The 17,008-nt window shown below is 67.5% G+C and carries 17 protein-coding genes; 12 read left to right on the forward strand and 5 right to left on the reverse strand.

Features of this window, described 5'->3' with window-relative positions:
- Nucleotides 1-981 carry an ABC transporter permease gene (locus FFI97_RS25975; protein ID WP_056573001.1) on the reverse strand — a complete coding sequence of 327 codons (981 nt, stop codon included), beginning with the start codon at nucleotides 979-981 and terminating at the stop codon, nucleotides 1-3.
- A 184-nt stretch (nucleotides 982-1,165) separates the two neighbouring features.
- On the reverse strand, nucleotides 1,166-2,389 hold the full coding sequence (locus tag FFI97_RS25980; protein ID WP_070094987.1) for a porin: 1,224 nt from the start codon (nucleotides 2,387-2,389) through the stop codon (nucleotides 1,166-1,168).
- Nucleotides 2,390-2,671: 282 nt separating this feature from the next.
- On the opposite strand from FFI97_RS25980, the gene coq7 reads away from it, so the two are divergent.
- Nucleotides 2,672-3,301 (forward strand): 2-polyprenyl-3-methyl-6-methoxy-1,4-benzoquinone monooxygenase, encoded by a 630-nt coding sequence (gene coq7, locus FFI97_RS25985; protein ID WP_139700940.1) that lies wholly within the window; start codon nucleotides 2,672-2,674, stop codon nucleotides 3,299-3,301.
- Between the two features lie 28 nt (nucleotides 3,302-3,329).
- Here coq7 and FFI97_RS25990 read toward each other — a convergent pair whose 3' ends face one another.
- Nucleotides 3,330-3,779, reverse strand: coding sequence for an OsmC family protein (locus FFI97_RS25990; RefSeq protein ID WP_012746235.1), 450 nt, complete (start codon nucleotides 3,777-3,779; stop codon nucleotides 3,330-3,332).
- Between the two features lie 272 nt (nucleotides 3,780-4,051).
- Between FFI97_RS25990 and FFI97_RS25995 the strand changes: the two genes are divergently transcribed.
- Entirely contained in the window at nucleotides 4,052-5,332 is a 1,281-nt protein-coding gene (locus tag FFI97_RS25995; protein WP_260685211.1) for a porin, read from the forward strand.
- Between the two features lie 94 nt (nucleotides 5,333-5,426).
- On the opposite strand, the gene FFI97_RS26000 is transcribed toward FFI97_RS25995, so the two are convergent.
- Nucleotides 5,427-6,557 (reverse strand): hypothetical protein, encoded by a 1,131-nt coding sequence (locus FFI97_RS26000; protein ID WP_139700938.1) that lies wholly within the window; start codon nucleotides 6,555-6,557, stop codon nucleotides 5,427-5,429.
- 73 nt (nucleotides 6,558-6,630) lie between these two features.
- Between FFI97_RS26000 and ilvA the strand changes: the two genes are divergently transcribed.
- Nucleotides 6,631-8,196 (forward strand): threonine ammonia-lyase, biosynthetic, encoded by a 1,566-nt coding sequence (gene ilvA, locus FFI97_RS26005; RefSeq protein WP_240531311.1) that lies wholly within the window; start codon nucleotides 6,631-6,633, stop codon nucleotides 8,194-8,196.
- A gap of 40 nt (nucleotides 8,197-8,236) precedes the next feature.
- Here ilvA and FFI97_RS26010 read toward each other — a convergent pair whose 3' ends face one another.
- Nucleotides 8,237-8,869: a type II secretion system protein N gene (locus tag FFI97_RS26010; protein ID WP_139700936.1), complete on the reverse strand. Its 633-nt coding sequence runs from the start codon at nucleotides 8,867-8,869 to the stop codon at nucleotides 8,237-8,239.
- Nucleotides 8,870-8,919: 50 nt separating this feature from the next.
- Between FFI97_RS26010 and gspG the strand changes: the two genes are divergently transcribed.
- From gspG to gspD, 9 genes are all read left to right on the forward strand, one after another.
- Nucleotides 8,920-9,360: a type II secretion system major pseudopilin GspG gene (gene gspG, locus FFI97_RS26015; RefSeq protein WP_056573020.1), complete on the forward strand. Its 441-nt coding sequence runs from the start codon at nucleotides 8,920-8,922 to the stop codon at nucleotides 9,358-9,360.
- Nucleotides 9,335-9,841: a prepilin-type N-terminal cleavage/methylation domain-containing protein gene (locus tag FFI97_RS26020; protein WP_139700934.1), complete on the forward strand. Its 507-nt coding sequence runs from the start codon at nucleotides 9,335-9,337 to the stop codon at nucleotides 9,839-9,841. Before gspG ends, FFI97_RS26020 begins: the two co-directional genes overlap by 26 nt.
- Nucleotides 9,838-10,218 carry a type II secretion system minor pseudopilin GspI gene (gspI, locus tag FFI97_RS26025; protein WP_070060011.1) on the forward strand — a complete coding sequence of 127 codons (381 nt, stop codon included), beginning with the start codon at nucleotides 9,838-9,840 and terminating at the stop codon, nucleotides 10,216-10,218. Before FFI97_RS26020 ends, gspI begins: the two co-directional genes overlap by 4 nt.
- Complete coding sequence (locus FFI97_RS26030) at nucleotides 10,218-10,898, forward strand: type II secretion system protein J (protein WP_139700932.1); 681 nt, start codon at nucleotides 10,218-10,220, stop codon at nucleotides 10,896-10,898. Before gspI ends, FFI97_RS26030 begins: the two co-directional genes overlap by 1 nt.
- Entirely contained in the window at nucleotides 10,895-11,932 is a 1,038-nt protein-coding gene (gspK, locus tag FFI97_RS26035) for a type II secretion system minor pseudopilin GspK (RefSeq protein WP_139700930.1), read from the forward strand. Before FFI97_RS26030 ends, gspK begins: the two co-directional genes overlap by 4 nt.
- A 131-nt stretch (nucleotides 11,933-12,063) precedes the next feature.
- The gene (gene gspL / locus FFI97_RS26040; protein WP_139700928.1) at nucleotides 12,064-13,275 is read left to right on the forward strand and encodes a type II secretion system protein GspL; all 1,212 of its coding nucleotides are present in this window, start codon (nucleotides 12,064-12,066) and stop codon (nucleotides 13,273-13,275) included.
- A complete protein-coding gene (gene gspM, locus FFI97_RS26045) occupies nucleotides 13,272-13,823 on the forward strand; it encodes a type II secretion system protein GspM (RefSeq protein ID WP_062472615.1) in 552 nt (183 codons plus the stop codon). The genes gspL and gspM overlap by 4 nt, the downstream gene beginning before the upstream one ends.
- 23 nt (nucleotides 13,824-13,846) lie before the next feature.
- Entirely contained in the window at nucleotides 13,847-14,650 is an 804-nt protein-coding gene (gene gspN, locus FFI97_RS26050) for a type II secretion system protein N (protein WP_062472613.1), read from the forward strand.
- Nucleotides 14,651-14,657: 7 nt separating this feature from the next.
- Nucleotides 14,658-16,991: a type II secretion system secretin GspD gene (gspD, locus tag FFI97_RS26055; RefSeq protein ID WP_139700926.1), complete on the forward strand. Its 2,334-nt coding sequence runs from the start codon at nucleotides 14,658-14,660 to the stop codon at nucleotides 16,989-16,991.
- Nucleotides 16,992-17,008: the final 17 nt, after the last annotated feature.

Consider the following 17,008-nt stretch of genomic DNA (forward strand, 5'->3'; position numbering starts at 1 on the left):
TCAATGGCCTCCCGCCTTGCCCACGCGCAGCCGGGGATCGACCACGAAGTACAACAGGTCGACCACGAGGTTGATCACCACGAAGATCAGTGCGATCAGGCACAGGTAGGCGGCCATCACCGGAATGTCCGCGAAGGTCACGGCCTGGATGAAGAGCAGCCCCATGCCGGGCCACTGGAACACCGACTCCGTGATGATGGCAAAGGCGATCAGGCCACCGAGCTGCAGGCCGGTGATGGTCATGACCGGTACCAGCGTGTTCTTGAGCGCGTGGCCGAAATGGATCGCGCGGTTCGACAGGCCCCGTGCGCGCGCGAACTTGATGTAGTCGGTGCGCAGCACCTCGAGCATCTCGGCGCGCACCAGCCGCATGATCAGCGTGAGCTGGAAGATCGCCAGCGTCACCGCCGGCAGGATGATGTGGTGCCAGCCGTCGGCCTTGAAGAGCCCGCTGGTCCACCAGCCGAACTGCACGGTGTCGCCACGCCCGAAGCTCGGGAACCAGCCCAGCGTCACGGCGAAGACGAGGATCAGCAGGATGCCGATCAGGAAAGTGGGCAGCGACACACCGAGCAGCGACACGGTCATGAACACCTGGCTCATGAAGGTGCCACGGCGCAGGGCGGTGTACACGCCCATCGGAATGCCGACGAACAACGCCAGGGCCGCGGCCACGAGCGCGAGTTCGAGCGTGGCCGGGAAGCGCTCGCCGATCAGGCGCGACACCTTGGCGCCCTGGCGCAGGCTCAGTCCGAATTCGCCTTGCGCGGCGTTGACGAGGAAGTGCCAGAACTGCACGAAGAAGGGTCGGTCGAGCCCCAATGCGGCGCGCATTTCACGGATCTGGTCGGGCTTGGCATCCTGCCCCAGCAGGAACACGACCGGGTCGCCGACATATTGAAAGAGGAGGAAGGCAATGAACGCAACCGCGATCATCACGATCACGGCCTGGATCAGGCGGCGCAGTACAAAGGCAGTCATTCAGCAACAAGAGTGATCGCGGCATGCTAGCAGTGCAAGCAGCGTGCCCGCACGGGGGTTCCCCGGGGGTGGAGGCGCAATTTTTACGAGTGAGAACAGGTGCGCGCCAAAAGAAAAAGCCACCCGGCTTGCGCCGGGTGGCTTTCAGTCTTTCGATTCGAAGCTGGCTTGCGCCAGCATCAAATTAGAAAGCGTGACGGATACCGAAGTCGTAGCCGGTCGAGTTCTTCGGGGTGAAGACACCGCTGTTGATGAAGGCCGGGCCGCCAACGGTCAGGGCTGCACCGTTCTTGTTGCTCACGCGAGCAACGGTAGCGTACAGAGCCGTGCGCTTCGACAGGTTGTGCACGTAGCCGATAGCCAGCTTGTTGGCCTTCGGGTCAGCGATACGCGGCTGGAACAGCACTTGCGGCTGGTTCAGGTCGTACTTGACGCTCGAGTACGAAGCGCGGATCAGGCCAGCACCGACGGGCACGGTCACGCCGAGCAGGTAGCCGGTCAGGTCGGTGTCAGGCGTAGCGCCGACGAAGGGGGTGACTTCGTAGTCGACCTTGTTCTTGACGCGCGACACTTCACCGAACAGCTTCACGGGACCGAAGTCGTACGAAGCGCCCAGGTTCAGCGTGTTGACCTTGTTGGTCACGCCAGCGTAGAACTGGTCACCCGAGGTGCTGCTGCCATAGGCCAGCGCAACGTCCAGAGGACCGTTGGCGTAGCCGAAGCGGCCACCGACGTAACGGCCGGTGCGCGAGTTGTTCGCGACGTTAGGCGTAGCGGTACCAGGGCTGAACTTGTCCTTCTCGTGGAAGCCGTACTGCACTTGGCCGTAGAAGCCGCCCAGGTTCGGGGGCAGGAAGTAGCCGATGGTGTTGCTGGCGCGAACGTAGTTCGGGTTGCCACCAAAGCCACCCGAACCGCCGGTGGTGTTGAAACCGCTGGCCGTCGAGATCAGGTTGGTGCCAACGCCGTTGGTGCCGAACGGATCGAACACGGTGTCGTTCCAGAACGTCGGGGTGTAATCACGGCCCAGACGAACTTCACCGAAACCACCCGACAGGCTCACGGTCGAGCGACGAGCGAACGTCGAAACGCCAGTTGCGCCGTCGTCGTTGGTGATCGGGGCTTCGAGCCAGAAGCTGGCTGCCAGGCCACCACCCAGGTCTTCCGTACCACGGAAGCCCAGACGGCTGGAGTTGTAACCCGAGTTAGCCAGAGCCGTGCGGCTGACCTTGACGCTGCCACGGTTCAGGTAGAACGGGTTCAGGAAGGTGGCGCCGTTCAGGTCACGCGAGGTGGACGAGTAGCCGCTGATCGACGCGTCGACCACACCAAACAGCGTGACGGACGACTGAGCCGAGGCAACACCGGCAACAGCCAGGGCAGCCAGAGCAACTAGAGATTTTTTCATTGCAAGTTTCTCCAAGGTTAAACATAGGGCTCCGGTGCGAAGGGCTCACCGTGACTGGCACTTTTGTGCTCCCACCGGACCCCGGGCCAACCTCCTTTTGGGAAGTTGATGCTATTGCACCAGAGCCGCTGCGGCAGGGCAAAACAAATCGCCCTAAATCTTGGAAGCCCCGCGTGTTTCGTTGCAGTCGTGCAACAAAGGACTTAGACAGGTGGTTTTGCCACGATATGAAACGAAATGTGCTGTCCTTGCATCGCCGGACAGGTGCGTTCAAATAGACCCATGACCGCCCTGCTCGACCCCGCACTCACAGCCGCCGATGCGGCTTTGCGCACGCTTTTTGCCCGATCTCACGCCACCCGGGCGCTTCCGCCCGCGATCCAGCCGCAAGGTGAATTGAGCGAATCGGAGCGCCGCGAGGCCGGTGCGCTGATGCGCGTGAACCATGTCGGCGAAGTCTGTGCCCAGGCGCTGTACACCGCCCAGGCCGCCGTGGCGCGGGACCCGGCGTTGCGCGCGCACTTCCTGGAAGCCGCGCATGAAGAAACCGATCACCTGGCCTGGACCCGGCAACGGCTGGACGACCTGGGCGCCCGCCCGTCCCTGCTGAATCCACTCTGGTATGCAGGCGCCTTCGGTCTCGGCCTGATTGCCGGACGCCTGGGCGATCCCTTGAGCCTCGGCTTTGTTGCCGAAACCGAACGGCAGGTGGAGGCACACCTCGAAAGCCACCTGGACCGGCTGCCACCGACCGATCACGCGTCCCGCGCCGTGGTCGAGCAAATGAAAGTCGACGAGGCCCGCCACGCCACGCAGGCCGTCGACGCGGGCGCAGCGGAACTGCCGGCCCCGGCCAAGGCCCTGATGCGCCTGGCATCGCGGGTCATGACGACCGTCGCCCACCGAATCTAGGGCGTTCGGTCGCCATCCAACGGGGTTTTCAGGTCTCGATCAGATCGAAGCTGGTCGTGATTTCCGCCGTCTTCGCCAACATGATGCTGGCGGAGCAGTAGGTTTCGTGGCTGAGGGCGATCGCCCGCTCCACGGCGGCGGCCGGAATGCCCTTGCCCGCCACGGTGAAGTGCATGTGGATCTTCGTGAAGACCTTGGGATCCTTCTCGGCGCGCTCGCTGGTCAGCTTGACGCTGCAGCGCTCGACGCGATGGCGCCCTCTCTTCAATATGAGCACCACGTCGTAGGCGGTGCAACCGCCCGTGCCCGCGAGCACGGTTTCCATCGGCCGCGCCGCCAGGTTCTGGCCGCCGTTCTCGGGCTTGGCCGCATCCGGGGCGCCGTCCATCATCAGGACATGGCCGCTGCCGGTCTCGGCCACGAAGCCCATGGCCGATCGGGTGCCTGCGTCACCGGTCCAACTTACTGTGCATTCCATGGTGTTCAGCTCCAATTGGGATGAATTCGTGCGGAAAAATGCGCACCAAACATCAACTTGTGTGTGGGAAAAGCATCGCCTGCTTGTTGCATCGCAACAAAGGGTGGGTATACTCTATTTCATTGCTGCGCACTTCATGGTGTGCACCCAGTTGTCTCCTCCACCCTTCCAATTGGTGGATTTAGCCTCGAGTCGCAAGACTCGGGGCTTTTTTCTTTGTGCGCCCCGATGGCCGCGCCACTCTAGCCATCGGCCCCGGAAGGGCAGCTGCTCTGGCTGCCCTGGCTGTTGCCGGTGTTGCCTCGGCTCAGTCGTCCGTCACGCTGTTTGGTGTGGTCGACGCGTCGATCAGCGGCTACTCGTCCACCTCGCGTGACCTGGGCAATGGCGTCACGTACGACAGGCTCGGCTTCCCCATCTACAACCCGTTCTACCTGAACCGCGGCAGCATCAAGGCGAGCCGCCGCGAACTGGCCCACTCGGGCTACAACTCCAGCCGCCTGGGCTTCCGTGGCACGGAAGACCTCGGTGGTGGCCTGGCCGCCAGCTTCTGGCTCGAAGCCCCGATCAGCAACGACGATGGCCAGACGGGCGTCTCGACATTCACGCGCCGTTCGACCGTGAGCCTGTCGGGCGGGTTCGGTGAAGTCCGCCTCGGCCGCGACTACACCCCGACGTTCTGGAACGACACCGTGTTCGACCCGTTCGGCACCAATGGCGTCGGCTCCAACCTGGTCAACACAGCCAATGGCGCATTCGGCGGCTTCACCGGCTATGCCGACGGCAAGAAGCTTCCCGATGCCCTCAAGAACGTTCCACAGCTCCCCGATGCCGGTGGCAGCAACTACGTTCGCGCCGGCAACAGCATCGGCTACTTCCTGCCGCCGAACCTGGGCGGCTTCTACGGCCAGGTGATGTACGGCTTCCACGAGAAGACCAAGTACAGCCCCGGCACCGCAACGCCCCTCGCGGAAAACGCCTCGCGCACCGGTCGTTATGTCGGCGGTCGCTTCGGCTACGCCAACGGCCCCCTGGACGTGGCGCTGGCTTATGGCAGCAGCACCGTGGGCGATCAGTTCTACGTCGGCACGACCACCAAGGTCAACACACTGAACCTGGGCGCTTCGTACGACTTCGGTCCCGTGAAGCTGTTCGGTGAACTGTCGCGCGCCAAGAACAAGGTTGACTACGAAGTCGAACCGTACCTCGGCGGCCGTCCCGACATCGACCTGACCGGCTACCTGCTGGGTGTGACCGTGCCGGTCGGTGCTGGCCTGATCCGCGCTTCGTACTCGAGCGTCAAGTACGACGAGAACCTGGTTGCCCGCAACCCGTGGGAAGTGCTGCCCGCCGACAAGAAGGCCAACAAGCTGGCGATCGGCTACGTGCACAACCTGTCGAAGCGCACGGCCCTGTACGCCACCGTTGCTCGCGTGAGCAACAAGAACGGCGCATCGCTGACCGTCGGTGGCCCGAGCTTCCAAGGCACCGGCAACGGTTTCACGCCGAAGACCTCGACGGGCTACGACTTCGGCATCCGTCACGCCTTCTGATCGTTCGCTGTCGATTCACATGCTGGCCCACGCCAGTTTGAATCTGCAAACGCTCAAGCCGCCCGGTTCAAGCCGGGCGGCTTTTTGTCCTTTCTCAATTCATCCGGCCACGCCTGCTCTGCAGCAGCCCCACATTCATTTCTCCGCTCAGCACCGATGCGTAGAAACGCTCGACCATGTTGACACTCGTTCGCGCGTTGCGCGCCAGCGTCAGCATGTCGATCCCCTGCCCATACAAGAGCCGCAACGTGATGGCCGTATGGCGCAAGCAATACAGCGTCCTCGACTGACCCAGCGGTCCTTTCTCGAGACCGGTCTTTTCGAGCACCCAGTGAAAGAAGAAATTGAGAACCGCCAGCGCGTGCTCGCGGTTCTTCAGGTGCGGCATGAAGATGTAGTCTTCCGCCCCGCCGAAGCCATGCGTCTCGCGGTACGCGAGCAGACATTCATAGACACGAACGGCAGGTCGCAGGCTCACGATGGGCTGGCTGTGCCGCTTGGTCTCCGGCAGGTTCATCCGCAGATAGACATGCTTGCCTCGCACCACCTCGATGTGCTTGTGCTTCATGAGCTTGATGTCGCTGGGGCGCACGAAGGTGTTGACCATCCAGCGGATCAGCCACGGCAGCTCGTCGGGCATGACGAGCAATTCGCGAGCAATCCAGAAACGTTCGCCGGCCGTCAACCGGTCCAGCACCGGGTGCGAATGGCCGCGCAAGCTGCGCGCCGCCGCGATCAGCGCACGGTACTCCGCCACGCTGAAGCTGCCGCGCGGCTGGCTGCGCACCTTGACCTTCGGAAACACGGGGGCCTCGCGCAATGCACCACCGTGCACGCCATGCATGACCACCTTGCGCAGCAACACGAGGTACTGCGCGATCGTCGTGCTCGTAAAGCCTTGTTCGCCGAGGTGATCGATCAGGCGCTGCACGTCTGCGGTCGCGAACACAGCCACCGGCACATCGCCCAGCAACGGAACGATGTGCGCACGCAATCTGTTGCCCATGACCTGCCATGTGGGCCGTCCGATTTCGCCGCGTTGCACGCGCGCGGCCTCGGCCTGCATCAGTCCCTTCGAAAGGTCGCTGACAGAAACTGATAACAAATTCTGCCCAACTGTTAGTGAATTAGCGGGCGCATGAATCGCGGGATAGGTGCGCGCAAAAAAACCGGAATCATTTGCAGCAGGAGCCTTGCGGAATAGGTTTATGACATTTGTGTCCATGCCATTCCCCGCATGCAATACCGATGCCTCTTATGATTGATGGTTAGCAAATGAAAACTCCCTGGAAAAGATCTTGCGCAATGCACCCGTTACTGCGGCGTTAACGCCCGCCGACTATCTCAGAAAAATCCTCAATGCGCGGGTCTACGACGTGGCCGTCGAGTCTGCGTTGGAGAAGGCGCGCGCGCTCAGCGAGCGACTTGGCAATACCGTGTTGCTCAAGCGCGAGGACCAGCAACCCGTATTCAGTTTCAAACTGCGCGGCGCCTATAACAAGATGGCGCACCTGAGCAAAGCGCAATTGGCGAGCGGTGTGATTTGCGCATCGGCCGGCAATCACGCGCAAGGCGTTGCGCTCGGTGCGCGCAAGCTCGGCACGCGCGCCGTGATCGTGATGCCCGTGACCACGCCGCAATTGAAGATCGATGCAGTGCGTGGTTTCGGCGGCGAGATCGTGCTGCATGGCGACAGCTATTCCGACGCCTACCTGCATGCGCTCGAATTGCAGACGCAGCAGAACCTGACCTTCGTCCACCCCTTCGACGATCCCGACGTCATCGCGGGCCAGGGCACCATCGCGATGGAAATCCTGCGCCAGCACCAAGGTCCGCTCGACGCGGTGTTCGTGGCGATCGGCGGCGGCGGCCTCATCTCCGGCGTGGCCAACTACATCAAGGCTGTGCGGCCCGAGATCAAGGTGATCGGCGTCCAGATGAACGACTCCGACGCGATGATGCAATCGGTCGCCGCGCACCAGCGCGTGAACCTGCCCGACGTCGGCCTGTTCTCCGATGGCACGGCCGTCAAGCTGGTCGGCGAAGAAACCTTCCGCATCGCGCAGAACCTGGTCGACGGCTACATCTCGGTCGACACCGACGCCGTGTGCGCCGCCATCAAGGACGTGTTCGTCGACACGCGCAGCATCGTCGAGCCGGCCGGCGCGCTGGCCGTGGCGGCGATCAAGCAGTACGCGGCCGAGCACGGCCGGCAAGGCGAGACCTACGCGGCGATCCTGTGCGGCGCCAACATGAACTTCGACCGGCTGCGCTTCGTGGCCGAGCGGGCCGAGGTCGGCGAGGAACGCGAGGCGCTGTTCGCCGTGACCATCCCCGAAGAGCGCGGCAGCTTCCGTCGCTTTTGCGAACTCATCAGCCAACTGCCTGCCGGCGGCGCGCCGCGCAACGTGACCGAGTTCAACTACCGCATCAGCGATGCCGCCAAGGCCCACGTGTTCGTCGGCCTCACGACCTCGGCGCGTGGCGAGTCGGCCACCATCGCGAAGGTCTTCATCGAACACGGCTTCGACGCGCTCGACCTCACGCACGACGAGCTCGCCAAGGAGCACCTGCGCCACCTGGTGGGTGGCCGCACGGGGCTGGCGCACGACGAGCGCCTGCTGCGTTTCGTGTTCCCCGAACGTCCCGGTGCGCTGCTCAAGTTCCTGAGCCTGATGCGGCCGAACTGGAACATCAGCCTGTTCCACTACCGCAACCAAGGCGCCGATTACGGGCGCATCCTCGTGGGCCTGCAGGTGCCGGCCGAGGAGTCGGCCGCTTTCGACAGCTTCCTCGAAACGCTGGGCTATCCCTGCGTCGAGGAAACGGCCAACCCGGCCTACCGCCTGTTCCTCCAGGCCTGAAGAAAAGAAGAAGAAAAGAGAAAGAAAAAGACCGCTGCGCTTACTGCGCAGGGGTCTGCGCCTGCGGTGGCGGCTCCATCGCGGCGCCCGCCGTGGCGGGAAGTTGCTGTTGCTGCGGCGGCGGCATCACCATCGTCGGCATCGTGGCCGGCAACGGTCCGGCTGGCGCAGGTGACTGCACCGACGACAGACCGGCAGGCGGCGTCGGAAGCCCCATGCTCAGCGGCGCACGCACCGGCAGCTGCAGCGTGAACGCCGCCGGCCCGTCACGCTGGGCACCGAGCGTCGCCGCGCGCACGCCCACCGACTGCAGCACATAGCTCTCGCCGACCTTCGAACCCACGCGGAATGGGCGCGGCGGCTTGCCGTCGATCGAGATCAGCGCCGCCCCCTGGTTCGACGGGTCTGCCACCACGCCCGACAGCGCGAAGCGGCTCGCGGCCTCCGGCGCCACGGGGGCGTTCGAGGTCACCGTGACCACGCCCAGCAACCGGGCCACCGCCTCGGCATCGGCCGCGACCGGTGCGCGCGGCATCGTGGCCGCAGCGGCCACGGCGTCGGCCGGCGAGGCCAGCCGCAGCGCCCAGAACACCGCGGCGCCCGCGGCCAACGCCCAAAGCCCCGTCGTTGCAAGTGGGGCATGCCAGCGGGCTGCGGAGTAAGGACTTGTCATGGCCGCGGATTATCATGCAGCGCGCTTACCGCCTCATGTCCCCGCAAGCTATGAACAAACTCCTTCGTTCCGTCTCCCGCACCGCACAACGCGGCTTCACGCTGATCGAACTCATGGTGGTGCTTGTCATCATCGGCGTGCTCGCTGCGCTGATCGTGCCGAACGTGATCGAGCGCGCCGACGACGCCCGCGTCACCGCCGCCCGCACCGACATCAACAACCTGATGCAGGCGCTCAAGCTCTACCGCCTCGACAACCAGCGCTACCCGACCGCCGAGCAGGGCCTGCAGTCGCTGCTGACCCGCCCCACCGCGGGCCCGGCCGCGCCCAACTGGAAGCCCTACGTCGAGAAGCTGCCCAACGACCCCTGGGGCCATCCGTACCAGTACATGAACCCCGGCATCAAGGGCGAAATCGACGTGCTCTCCTTCGGCGCCGACGGACAGAGCGGCGGCGAGGGCAAGAATGCCGACATCGGCAGCTGGCAGTAAGCGCATCGCCCGCGGCCGCGTGGTGCTGCCACCGCCTCGCGCAGCGCGTGGCTTCACGCTGCTGGAGCTGATCGTGGTGATCGCGATCATCGCCATCGCGACCGCCAGCGTGAGCTTCGCGATGCGCGACACCAACGCCGCCGCGCTCGACCGCGAAGCCGACCGCCTCGCCGCCCTGCTCGAATCGGCGCGTGCCCAGTCGCGCGCCAGCGGCGTCATGGTGCGCTGGCGCCTCGTCGAAGGCGGCGGCTTCGTCTTCGACGGCCTGCCCGCCGACGCACTGCCCACCGGCTGGACCCACGCAGGCATCACGGCCCAGCCCATGCTGGGCGGCGACACGCCGGTGGCGGCGCTGCAGCTCGGGCCCGACCCCATCATTCCGGCGCAGCAGGTCATGTTGCACAGCGACGGCCCGCCCGCGCGCGTGCTGCGCGTCGCAACCGACGGGCTGCGGCCCTTCACCGTGTTCGCCGTGCCATGACGCAACGGCTGCGGCGCGCCGGCTCCAGCCACGGCTTCACGCTGGTCGAGGTGCTGATCGCGCTGGGCATCGTCGCACTCGCGCTGGCGGCCGGCTCGCAGGCCACGATGTCGCTCACGCGCAATGCGCAGCGCCAGTCCGACCTCGTGCTGGCCGGCCTGTGCGCCGAAAACGAACTCGCCAAGGCGCGCCTGTCGCGGCAGATGCCGGCCGTCGGCGACTCGGGCTCGATCTGCCTGCAGGCCGGCCTCACCTTCCTGGTGACGACAACGACCGTGCCCACGCTCAACCCGAATTTCCGGCGCGTCGACGTGCAGGTGCGCGACGAAGGCAGCGCACCGCTGCTGCGCGTGTCGACCGTGGTGGGGCGCGTCTGATGACGAAGCCTTCGCGCGCACACGGCTTCACGTTGATCGAGCTGCTGGTCGCCATCGCGGTGATGGCGCTGCTCGCCCTCGTGAGCTGGCGCGGCCTGGACAGCATGTCGCGCGCCACCACGCAGAACCAGCAGCGCGCCGACGCGGTGCTCACGCTGCAGGCCACGCTCGCGCAGTGGAGCGCCGACCTCGACGCCATCACCCTGCTCGCGCAGACCCGCCCGATCGACTGGGACGGCCGCGTGCTGCGCATGACGCGCCGCGGCAGCGACACCAGCACGCCGACCGTGCAGGTCGTCGCCTGGACGCTGCGCCCCGGCGCCGACGGCACGCGCTGGCGGCGCTGGCAGTCGGCGCCCTTCGCCACGCGCGGCGAATGGGTGCAGGCCTGGAACCTCGCGGCCGCGTGGGCGCAGGACGGCGCCGCGCCCACCGGCGGCGCCACCGACGTGGCGCTGATGCCGGTCAACAGCTGGCAGCTCGCGTACTTCCGCAACAACGCCTGGGTGCCGGCGGAACCGCTGCCCGTGGCGGCGGCGAACCCGTCCAACCCGGCCGGCGCGCTCATCGCCATGCCCGACGGCGTGCGGCTGGTGCTGACCCTGCCACCCGGCGACGGGCTCTCGGGCACGCTCACGCGCGATTGGGTGCGACCGACGCTCGGGGGGCCGCGCTCATGACCGCGCCGCAACGCCATCGCGTGGCCAGCACACGCCGCCAGCACGGCGCCGCGCTGCTCGCCGCCATGCTGACCGTGATGCTGGTCGCCACCTTCTCCGCCGCCGCGCTCTGGCAGCAGTGGCGCTCGGCCGAGGTCGAAGGCGCCGAGCGCGCGCGCGTGCAGGCGGCCTGGGTGCTGATCGGCGCGCTCGACTGGTCGCGCCTGATCCTCGGCGAAGACGGCCGCGCCGGCGGCCCCGACCACCTCGGCGAGCCGTGGGCCGTGCCGCTCGAGGAAGCCCGCCTCACCAGCTTCCTGTCGGCCGAAAAGAACGTGGCCAGCGACAACCTCGAAGGCCTGCCCGACGCGTTCCTGTCGGGCCGCATCATCGATGCGCAGTCCAAGCTGAACGTGCTGTCGCTGGTGGACGCCGGCAAGCCGGTGCCGGCCAGCGTTGCCACCTTCACGCGCCTCTTCAACCTGCTGGGCCTGCCGGCCGGCGAGCTGACCCAGATGACCGCGCGGCTCGCGAGCGCGCTGCACACCGGCAGCACCGACGCCGCCTCAGGCGGTAGCGGCAGCAGCGGCGGTGGCGATGCCAGCGCCGACACCGGCGCCGCCCCGCTGATGCCGCAGGAAGTCGCGCAACTGGTGTGGCTCGGCCTCTCGCCCGCCACCGCCGCCGCGCTCGAGCCTTACGTGACGATCCTGCCGGAGCGCACCACGCTCAACCTCAACACGGCCAGCGCCGAGGCCATCAGCGCGAGCGTCGAATCGCTGGGCATCGCCAGCGCACGCCAGCTGGTGGAGCGGCGCACCCGCTCCTTCTTCAAGAACATCGAGGAAGCCAATGCCGGCCTGCCCAGCGGCGGCTCCCGCTTCAACGCGGCCCAGCACGGCGTGGGCACCCAGTATTTCGAGGTGTACGGCCGGCTGCGGCTGGACCGCACCTGGGTCGAGGAGCACTCGCTGCTCTTTCGCAAGGGCCTGGCCGTGACCACCGTCTGGCGCACCCGTGGCGCGGGCGCCACCATGCCCCCGGCAAAACCCTGAGGCCGGTTTCCTTTTCTCTGATCAAAACACCGTCAAACGCACGTAGTCTCTGCAAGATATGCTATTCAAACAATAGCAACAACTTGTAAGCCACCCTCCTACAATCACCGGCTTTTCCGACACCCCCCGACATGACCCCGCTGCTGCTCCTTGCCCCCCTCCCTCCGGCCGATGCCGCGGGCGAGTACGACTGGGCCCAGGCCGGTGAGGACGGCATCGCCCTGCGCGACCAGGGCCGCGCGCTGCTGACGCTGTTGCCGTCGGGCCCCGAGGTCACGCTCGGCATCCCGTCCGCGGCGCTGTCGTGGCACCGCGTCACGCTGCCCAAAGGCAGCATGGGCAGCACCTCGAAGCTGCGCGCCGTGCTCGACGGCCTGCTCGAAGAGCACCTGCTCGACGACCCGGAAGCCCTGCACTTCGCGCTCGCGCCCGACGCCAAGGCCGGCGAGCCGGTGTGGGTCGCGGCCTGCAACCGCATCTGGCTGCGCAGCGTCGTGCAGGGGCTCGAAGCGGCCGGCCGGCGCGTGGTGCGCATCGTTCCCGAATTCACGCCGCAGCCGGTCGACGCGCCGCCGCTGCTGCAGGTCACGGGCGAGCCCGAGGCGGCGCAACTCACGGTGTGCGACGGCGACGGCGTGGTCTCGCTGCCACTGGCCGGCGCGGGCCTGGCCCTGTCGAACGGCCTGCCGCTGGACACCGCCGTCATCACCACCGAACCCGCCGTGGCCGAAGCCGCCGAGCACCTGCTGCAGCGCCGCGTGCCGATCGTGCAGGCGCCGCAGCGCTGGCTGCACGCCACGCGCACGCCCTGGGAGCTCGCGCAGTTCGACCTCGCCGTGACGGGCCGCGCGCGCGCCGGCAAGAAGTTCGCGTCGGTGCTTCAAACACTTCGCTTCGCGCCCGAATGGCGCGCCGCACGCTGGGGCGTCGCGGTGCTGTTGCTGACGCAATTGATCGGCCTGAACGCCTGGGCCTGGAAGGAGCGCAACGCGCTCGAGTCCAAGCGCCAGGCCACGCGCGCCATCCTGACGCAGACCTTTCCCTCGGTGAAGATCGTGGTCGACGCGCCGCTGCAGATGGGCCGCGAGGTCGCCGCGCTGCAGCAGGCCGTGGGCGACGTGGCACCGAGCGATTTCGAACCCATGGTCGGCGCCATCGCCGCCGCCCTGCCGTCCGGCCGCTCCCCGAGCGCGATCGATTTCAGCGCCGGCCAGCTGCGCCTGCGTGGCCTCGGGCTGCAGCCGCAGGAGGTCACGCAGATCACCGCCGCGCTGTCGCCGCGCGGCTACCAGGTGCGCACCGAAGGCGACCTGCTGCTGGTGCAGGCCGAGGCCAACCGATGAACTTCAGCGAACAACTCAAGGCCCGCTGGGCCGTCCTCGGGATGCGCGAGCGCCGCCTCGTCATCGGCGCCGTCGCGCTGGTGGCACTGGCCTTGCTCTGGTGGATCGCGCTCGCCCCCGCGCTGCGCACGCTGGCCGCGGCCCCGGCCGAACACGCGCGGCTCGACGCCCAGCTCCAGCAGATGGCCACCTTGCAGAACCGCGCGAAGGCGCTGCAGTCGCAACCGCGCCTGGCACGCGACGACGCCCTGCGCGCGCTCGAAAGCTCGGTGCGCGACGGCCTGGGCGTCACGAACGCCCAGCTCATGACGGCCGGTGGCGATGGCGCCGCCACCGTCACGTTGCGCGGCGCGCCCGCCCAGAACCTGGCGCAATGGCTCGCACAGGCGCGCGGCAATGCCCACGCCGTGCCGCGCGAAGTGCACCTGACGCGCGCGCCCATCGCACCGCCGCCGCCAGGCGCCAAGCCCGCGCCCGCCACGCCTGACCAACCTCCGCAACCCCGCTGGGACGGCACGCTCGTGATGGCGCTGCCCGCCCCGCGCTGAAGCAGCCCCACGCACCACACGGCATGGCGAGACGTCCCCCGGTCCCCGACCTCCAGCCGCGCCGCGGCAGCTGGCGCTGGGCCGTGCTCGGCGCCGCCACCGGCATGCTGGTCGCGGTTGTGCTGTTCGCACCGGCGCGCTGGCTCGCCTCGGCGCTCTCGGGCTGGACACAAGGCCGCCTGCTGCTGGTCAACCCGCGCGGCACGGTCTGGAACGGCACCGCTGCCGTCGTGTTCGCCAGCGGCGCCGGCGGCACGCAGGCCGTCTCGCTGCCCGGCCTGCTGAACTGGCGCATGTGGCCGAACTGGCGCGGCCTCTCGGCACGCCTCGATCTGTCCTGCTGCGCGGCGCAGCCCCTCGGCCTGCAGGCCAGCCCGCGCGCCAACGGCCTGCAACTCACCTGGCAGGACGCCCGCTCGCGCTGGCCCGCCACGCTGCTCACCGGCCTGGGCGCGCCCTGGAACACGCTCAAGCTCGAAGGCGCGCTCGACCTCAACACCCGCGCCTTCGCCATGCAGTGGGACGGCCCCGCCTTGCGCATCGAAGGCCAGGCCACGCTCGACGCCACCGATGTGTCATCCGCCCTGTCGACCTTGCGGCCGATGGGCAGCTACCGCCTGTCGCTCGAAGGCGGCACGCGCCCCACGCTGCTGCTGAGCACGCGCGAAGGCAGCCTCGAACTGAACGGCAGCGGCGACTGGAGCGGCACCGCGTTGCGCTTCAACGGCGAAGCCAGCGCGGCACCGGGCCGCGAAGACGCACTTTCCAATTTGTTGAACATCATCGGGCGGCGCGACGGTGCGCGCTCGATCATCACCCTGGGTTGATCCGACCATGAAGAAGCCTCTGTCCTCGTCCGGCGCCCGCCCCGGCCTCGTCGCGCTCGCGGTACGCCTGCTGATCGCGGCGTCGTTCGTGCCGGTGCTGCCGCCCGCCTACGCGCAGACCGGCGACGCCCCGCGGCGCGGCGAACCGATCACGCTGAACTTCGCCGCCGCCGACATCGAGGCCGTGGCCCGCACCATGGCCGTGGTCACGGGGCGCGACGTGGTGGTCGACCCGCGCGTCAAGGGCACCATGAACCTGGTCACCGACCGCCCGCTGGCGCCGGCCGCCGCCTTCAACCAGTTTGCCGCCGCGCTGCGCCTGCAGGGCTTCGCGGTGGTGGAAGCCGACGGCCTGTACAAGGTGGTGCCCGAGGCCGACGCCAAGCTGCAGACCAGCACCGTCAACACCTCCATCGGCGGCGCCAGCGCGGCCGCGGGCAACCAGATCGTCACGCAGATCTTCCGCCTGAACTACGAGTCGGCCAACAGCCTGCTGCCGGTGCTGCGCCCGCTGATCCCGCCGAACAACACCATCAACGTGAACCCGGGCAACAACTCGCTCGTGATCACCGACTACGCCGACAACATGCGCCGGCTGGCGCGCATCATCGCGTCGCTCGACGTGCCCAACGCGTCCGACATCGAAGTCATCCAGCTCAAGCATTCGGTGGCCACCGACATGGTGCCGCTGGTCACGCGGCTGGTCGAAGGCGGCGGTGCGGGTGCGCCGGGCGCCGCCGCACCGGGCGGGGCCGACGCGTCGTTCCGCACCACGCTGATGGCTGACCCGCGCAGCAACTCGCTGATCCTTCGCGCCGCCAACCCCGCGCGCGCGCAGCTCGTGCGCACGCTGGTCGAGAAGCTCGACCGCGCACCGGCCGAAAGCAGCAACGGCGCGGCCGGCAACATCTACGTGGTCTACCTGAAGAACGCCGACGCGGTGCGCCTGGCCGCCACGCTGCGCGCCGCCATGGCCGCGAGCCAGCAGCAGTCGCAGGTGCCGGGCGCGCCCGGCGCCGCGGGCAGCGCCGGTTCGTCGGTGCCGCCGGCCAGCATGCCGATGACGCAGGCCAGCTTCGGCGGCAACAACAGCCAGGGCGGCGGTTCGGCCGCGGCCAACGCGCCGCTGAACAACGCCAACCAGCCCTCCACCGGCGGCCAGATCCAGGCCGACCCGAGCACCAACTCGCTCATCATCACCGCGCCCGAGCCGCAGTACCGCCAGATGCGCGCCGTGATCGACAAGCTCGACGGGCGCCGCGCGCAGGTGATGATCGAGGCGCTCATCGTCGAGGTCAGCGCCAAGAAGGCCGCCAACTTCGGCGTGCAGTGGCAGAGCGCGCTGGGCAACAACGCCGTCATCGGCACCAACTCCAGCCTGGCCAGCGCCAACATCCTGGCGCTGACGCAGGCCCTGGCCACGCGCGACGTGGCCAACGTGCGGCCCTCCACCGGCCTGAACCTGGGCATCGCCGGCAAGATCGGCGGCCAGTACATCCTGGGCGCCATCGCCAACTTCTTCAACAGCGACGGCGACGCCAACGTGCTGTCCACGCCCAACCTGCTGACGCTGGACAACGAAGAAGCCAAGATCGTCATCGGCCAGAACGTGCCCTTCGTGACCGGCCAGTACGCCAGCACCTCGGGCTCGGTCGGCATCAACCCGTTCACCACGGTGGAGCGCAAGGACGTGGGCCTCACGCTGCGCGTGCGACCGACCATCAACGAGAACGGCACCGTGAAGATGACCATCTTCCAGGAGACCTCCACGGTCGACCAGAACACGGCCAAGGACCCCAACGGTCCGACCACCAACAAGCGCTCCATCGAGTCCAGCGTGCTGGTGGAAGACGGCGGCCTCGTGATGCTCGGCGGCCTGCTGTCGGACAACTACGGCAACACCGTCGAGAAGGTGCCCGTGGCCGGCGACATCCCCGTGCTCGGCAACCTGTTCAAGAACGAGGTGCGCACGCGCGACAAAAGCAACCTCATGATGTTCCTGCGCCCCGCCGTGATGCGCGATGGTGCCTCCACCGAAGCCTTCGCCTACGACCGCTACGACGAGATCCGCGGCATGCAGCAGCGCACGCAGCCCAACACCGACAACATCATGCTGCGCGGTGTCGACTCGGCGCCCGTGCTGCCCGAGGCGCCGCTGGTGCGCATCAACCGCCTCAACAGCAACGACAGCGGCAAGAAGAACAGCGAGACCCGCATGGAAGGCACGCAGCTGATCCCGCCGCCGCGCCCCGCCACCGACAACCGCCGGCTCGCGCCCAGCCCGCTGCGCGGCGCGCTGCCGCCCACCGCCGACCCGACCAGCTCGCGCGAGCTGCCCTGAGCCCCGTTTCGCACACG

It is taken from the genome of Variovorax sp. KBS0712 (genome assembly GCF_006323185.2).
GTDB lineage: Bacteria > Pseudomonadota > Gammaproteobacteria > Burkholderiales > Burkholderiaceae_C > Variovorax > Variovorax boronicumulans.

Bases quoted from the DNA above. Each gene is read 5' to 3' on its own strand.
- FFI97_RS25975 (WP_056573001.1), bottom strand. From the start codon at position 981: ATGACTGCCTTTGTACTGCGCCGCCTGATCCAGGCCGTGATCGTGATG.
- FFI97_RS25980 (WP_070094987.1), bottom strand. From the start codon at position 2,389: ATGAAAAAATCTCTAGTTGCTCTGGCTGCCCTGGCTGTTGCCGGTGTT.
- coq7 (WP_139700940.1), top strand. From the start codon at position 2,672: ATGACCGCCCTGCTCGACCCCGCACTCACAGCCGCCGATGCGGCTTTG.
- FFI97_RS25990 (WP_012746235.1), bottom strand. From the start codon at position 3,779: ATGGAATGCACAGTAAGTTGGACCGGTGACGCAGGCACCCGATCGGCC.
- FFI97_RS26000 (WP_139700938.1), bottom strand. From the start codon at position 6,557: ATGGACACAAATGTCATAAACCTATTCCGCAAGGCTCCTGCTGCAAAT.
- FFI97_RS26010 (WP_139700936.1), bottom strand. From the start codon at position 8,869: ATGACAAGTCCTTACTCCGCAGCCCGCTGGCATGCCCCACTTGCAACG.
- gspG (WP_056573020.1), top strand. From the start codon at position 8,920: ATGAACAAACTCCTTCGTTCCGTCTCCCGCACCGCACAACGCGGCTTC.
- FFI97_RS26020 (WP_139700934.1), top strand. From the start codon at position 9,335: ATGCCGACATCGGCAGCTGGCAGTAAGCGCATCGCCCGCGGCCGCGTG.
- gspI (WP_070060011.1), top strand. From the start codon at position 9,838: ATGACGCAACGGCTGCGGCGCGCCGGCTCCAGCCACGGCTTCACGCTG.
- FFI97_RS26030 (WP_139700932.1), top strand. From the start codon at position 10,218: ATGACGAAGCCTTCGCGCGCACACGGCTTCACGTTGATCGAGCTGCTG.
- gspK (WP_139700930.1), top strand. From the start codon at position 10,895: ATGACCGCGCCGCAACGCCATCGCGTGGCCAGCACACGCCGCCAGCAC.
- gspL (WP_139700928.1), top strand. From the start codon at position 12,064: ATGACCCCGCTGCTGCTCCTTGCCCCCCTCCCTCCGGCCGATGCCGCG.
- gspM (WP_062472615.1), top strand. From the start codon at position 13,272: ATGAACTTCAGCGAACAACTCAAGGCCCGCTGGGCCGTCCTCGGGATG.
- gspN (WP_062472613.1), top strand. From the start codon at position 13,847: ATGGCGAGACGTCCCCCGGTCCCCGACCTCCAGCCGCGCCGCGGCAGC.
- gspD (WP_139700926.1), top strand. From the start codon at position 14,658: ATGAAGAAGCCTCTGTCCTCGTCCGGCGCCCGCCCCGGCCTCGTCGCG.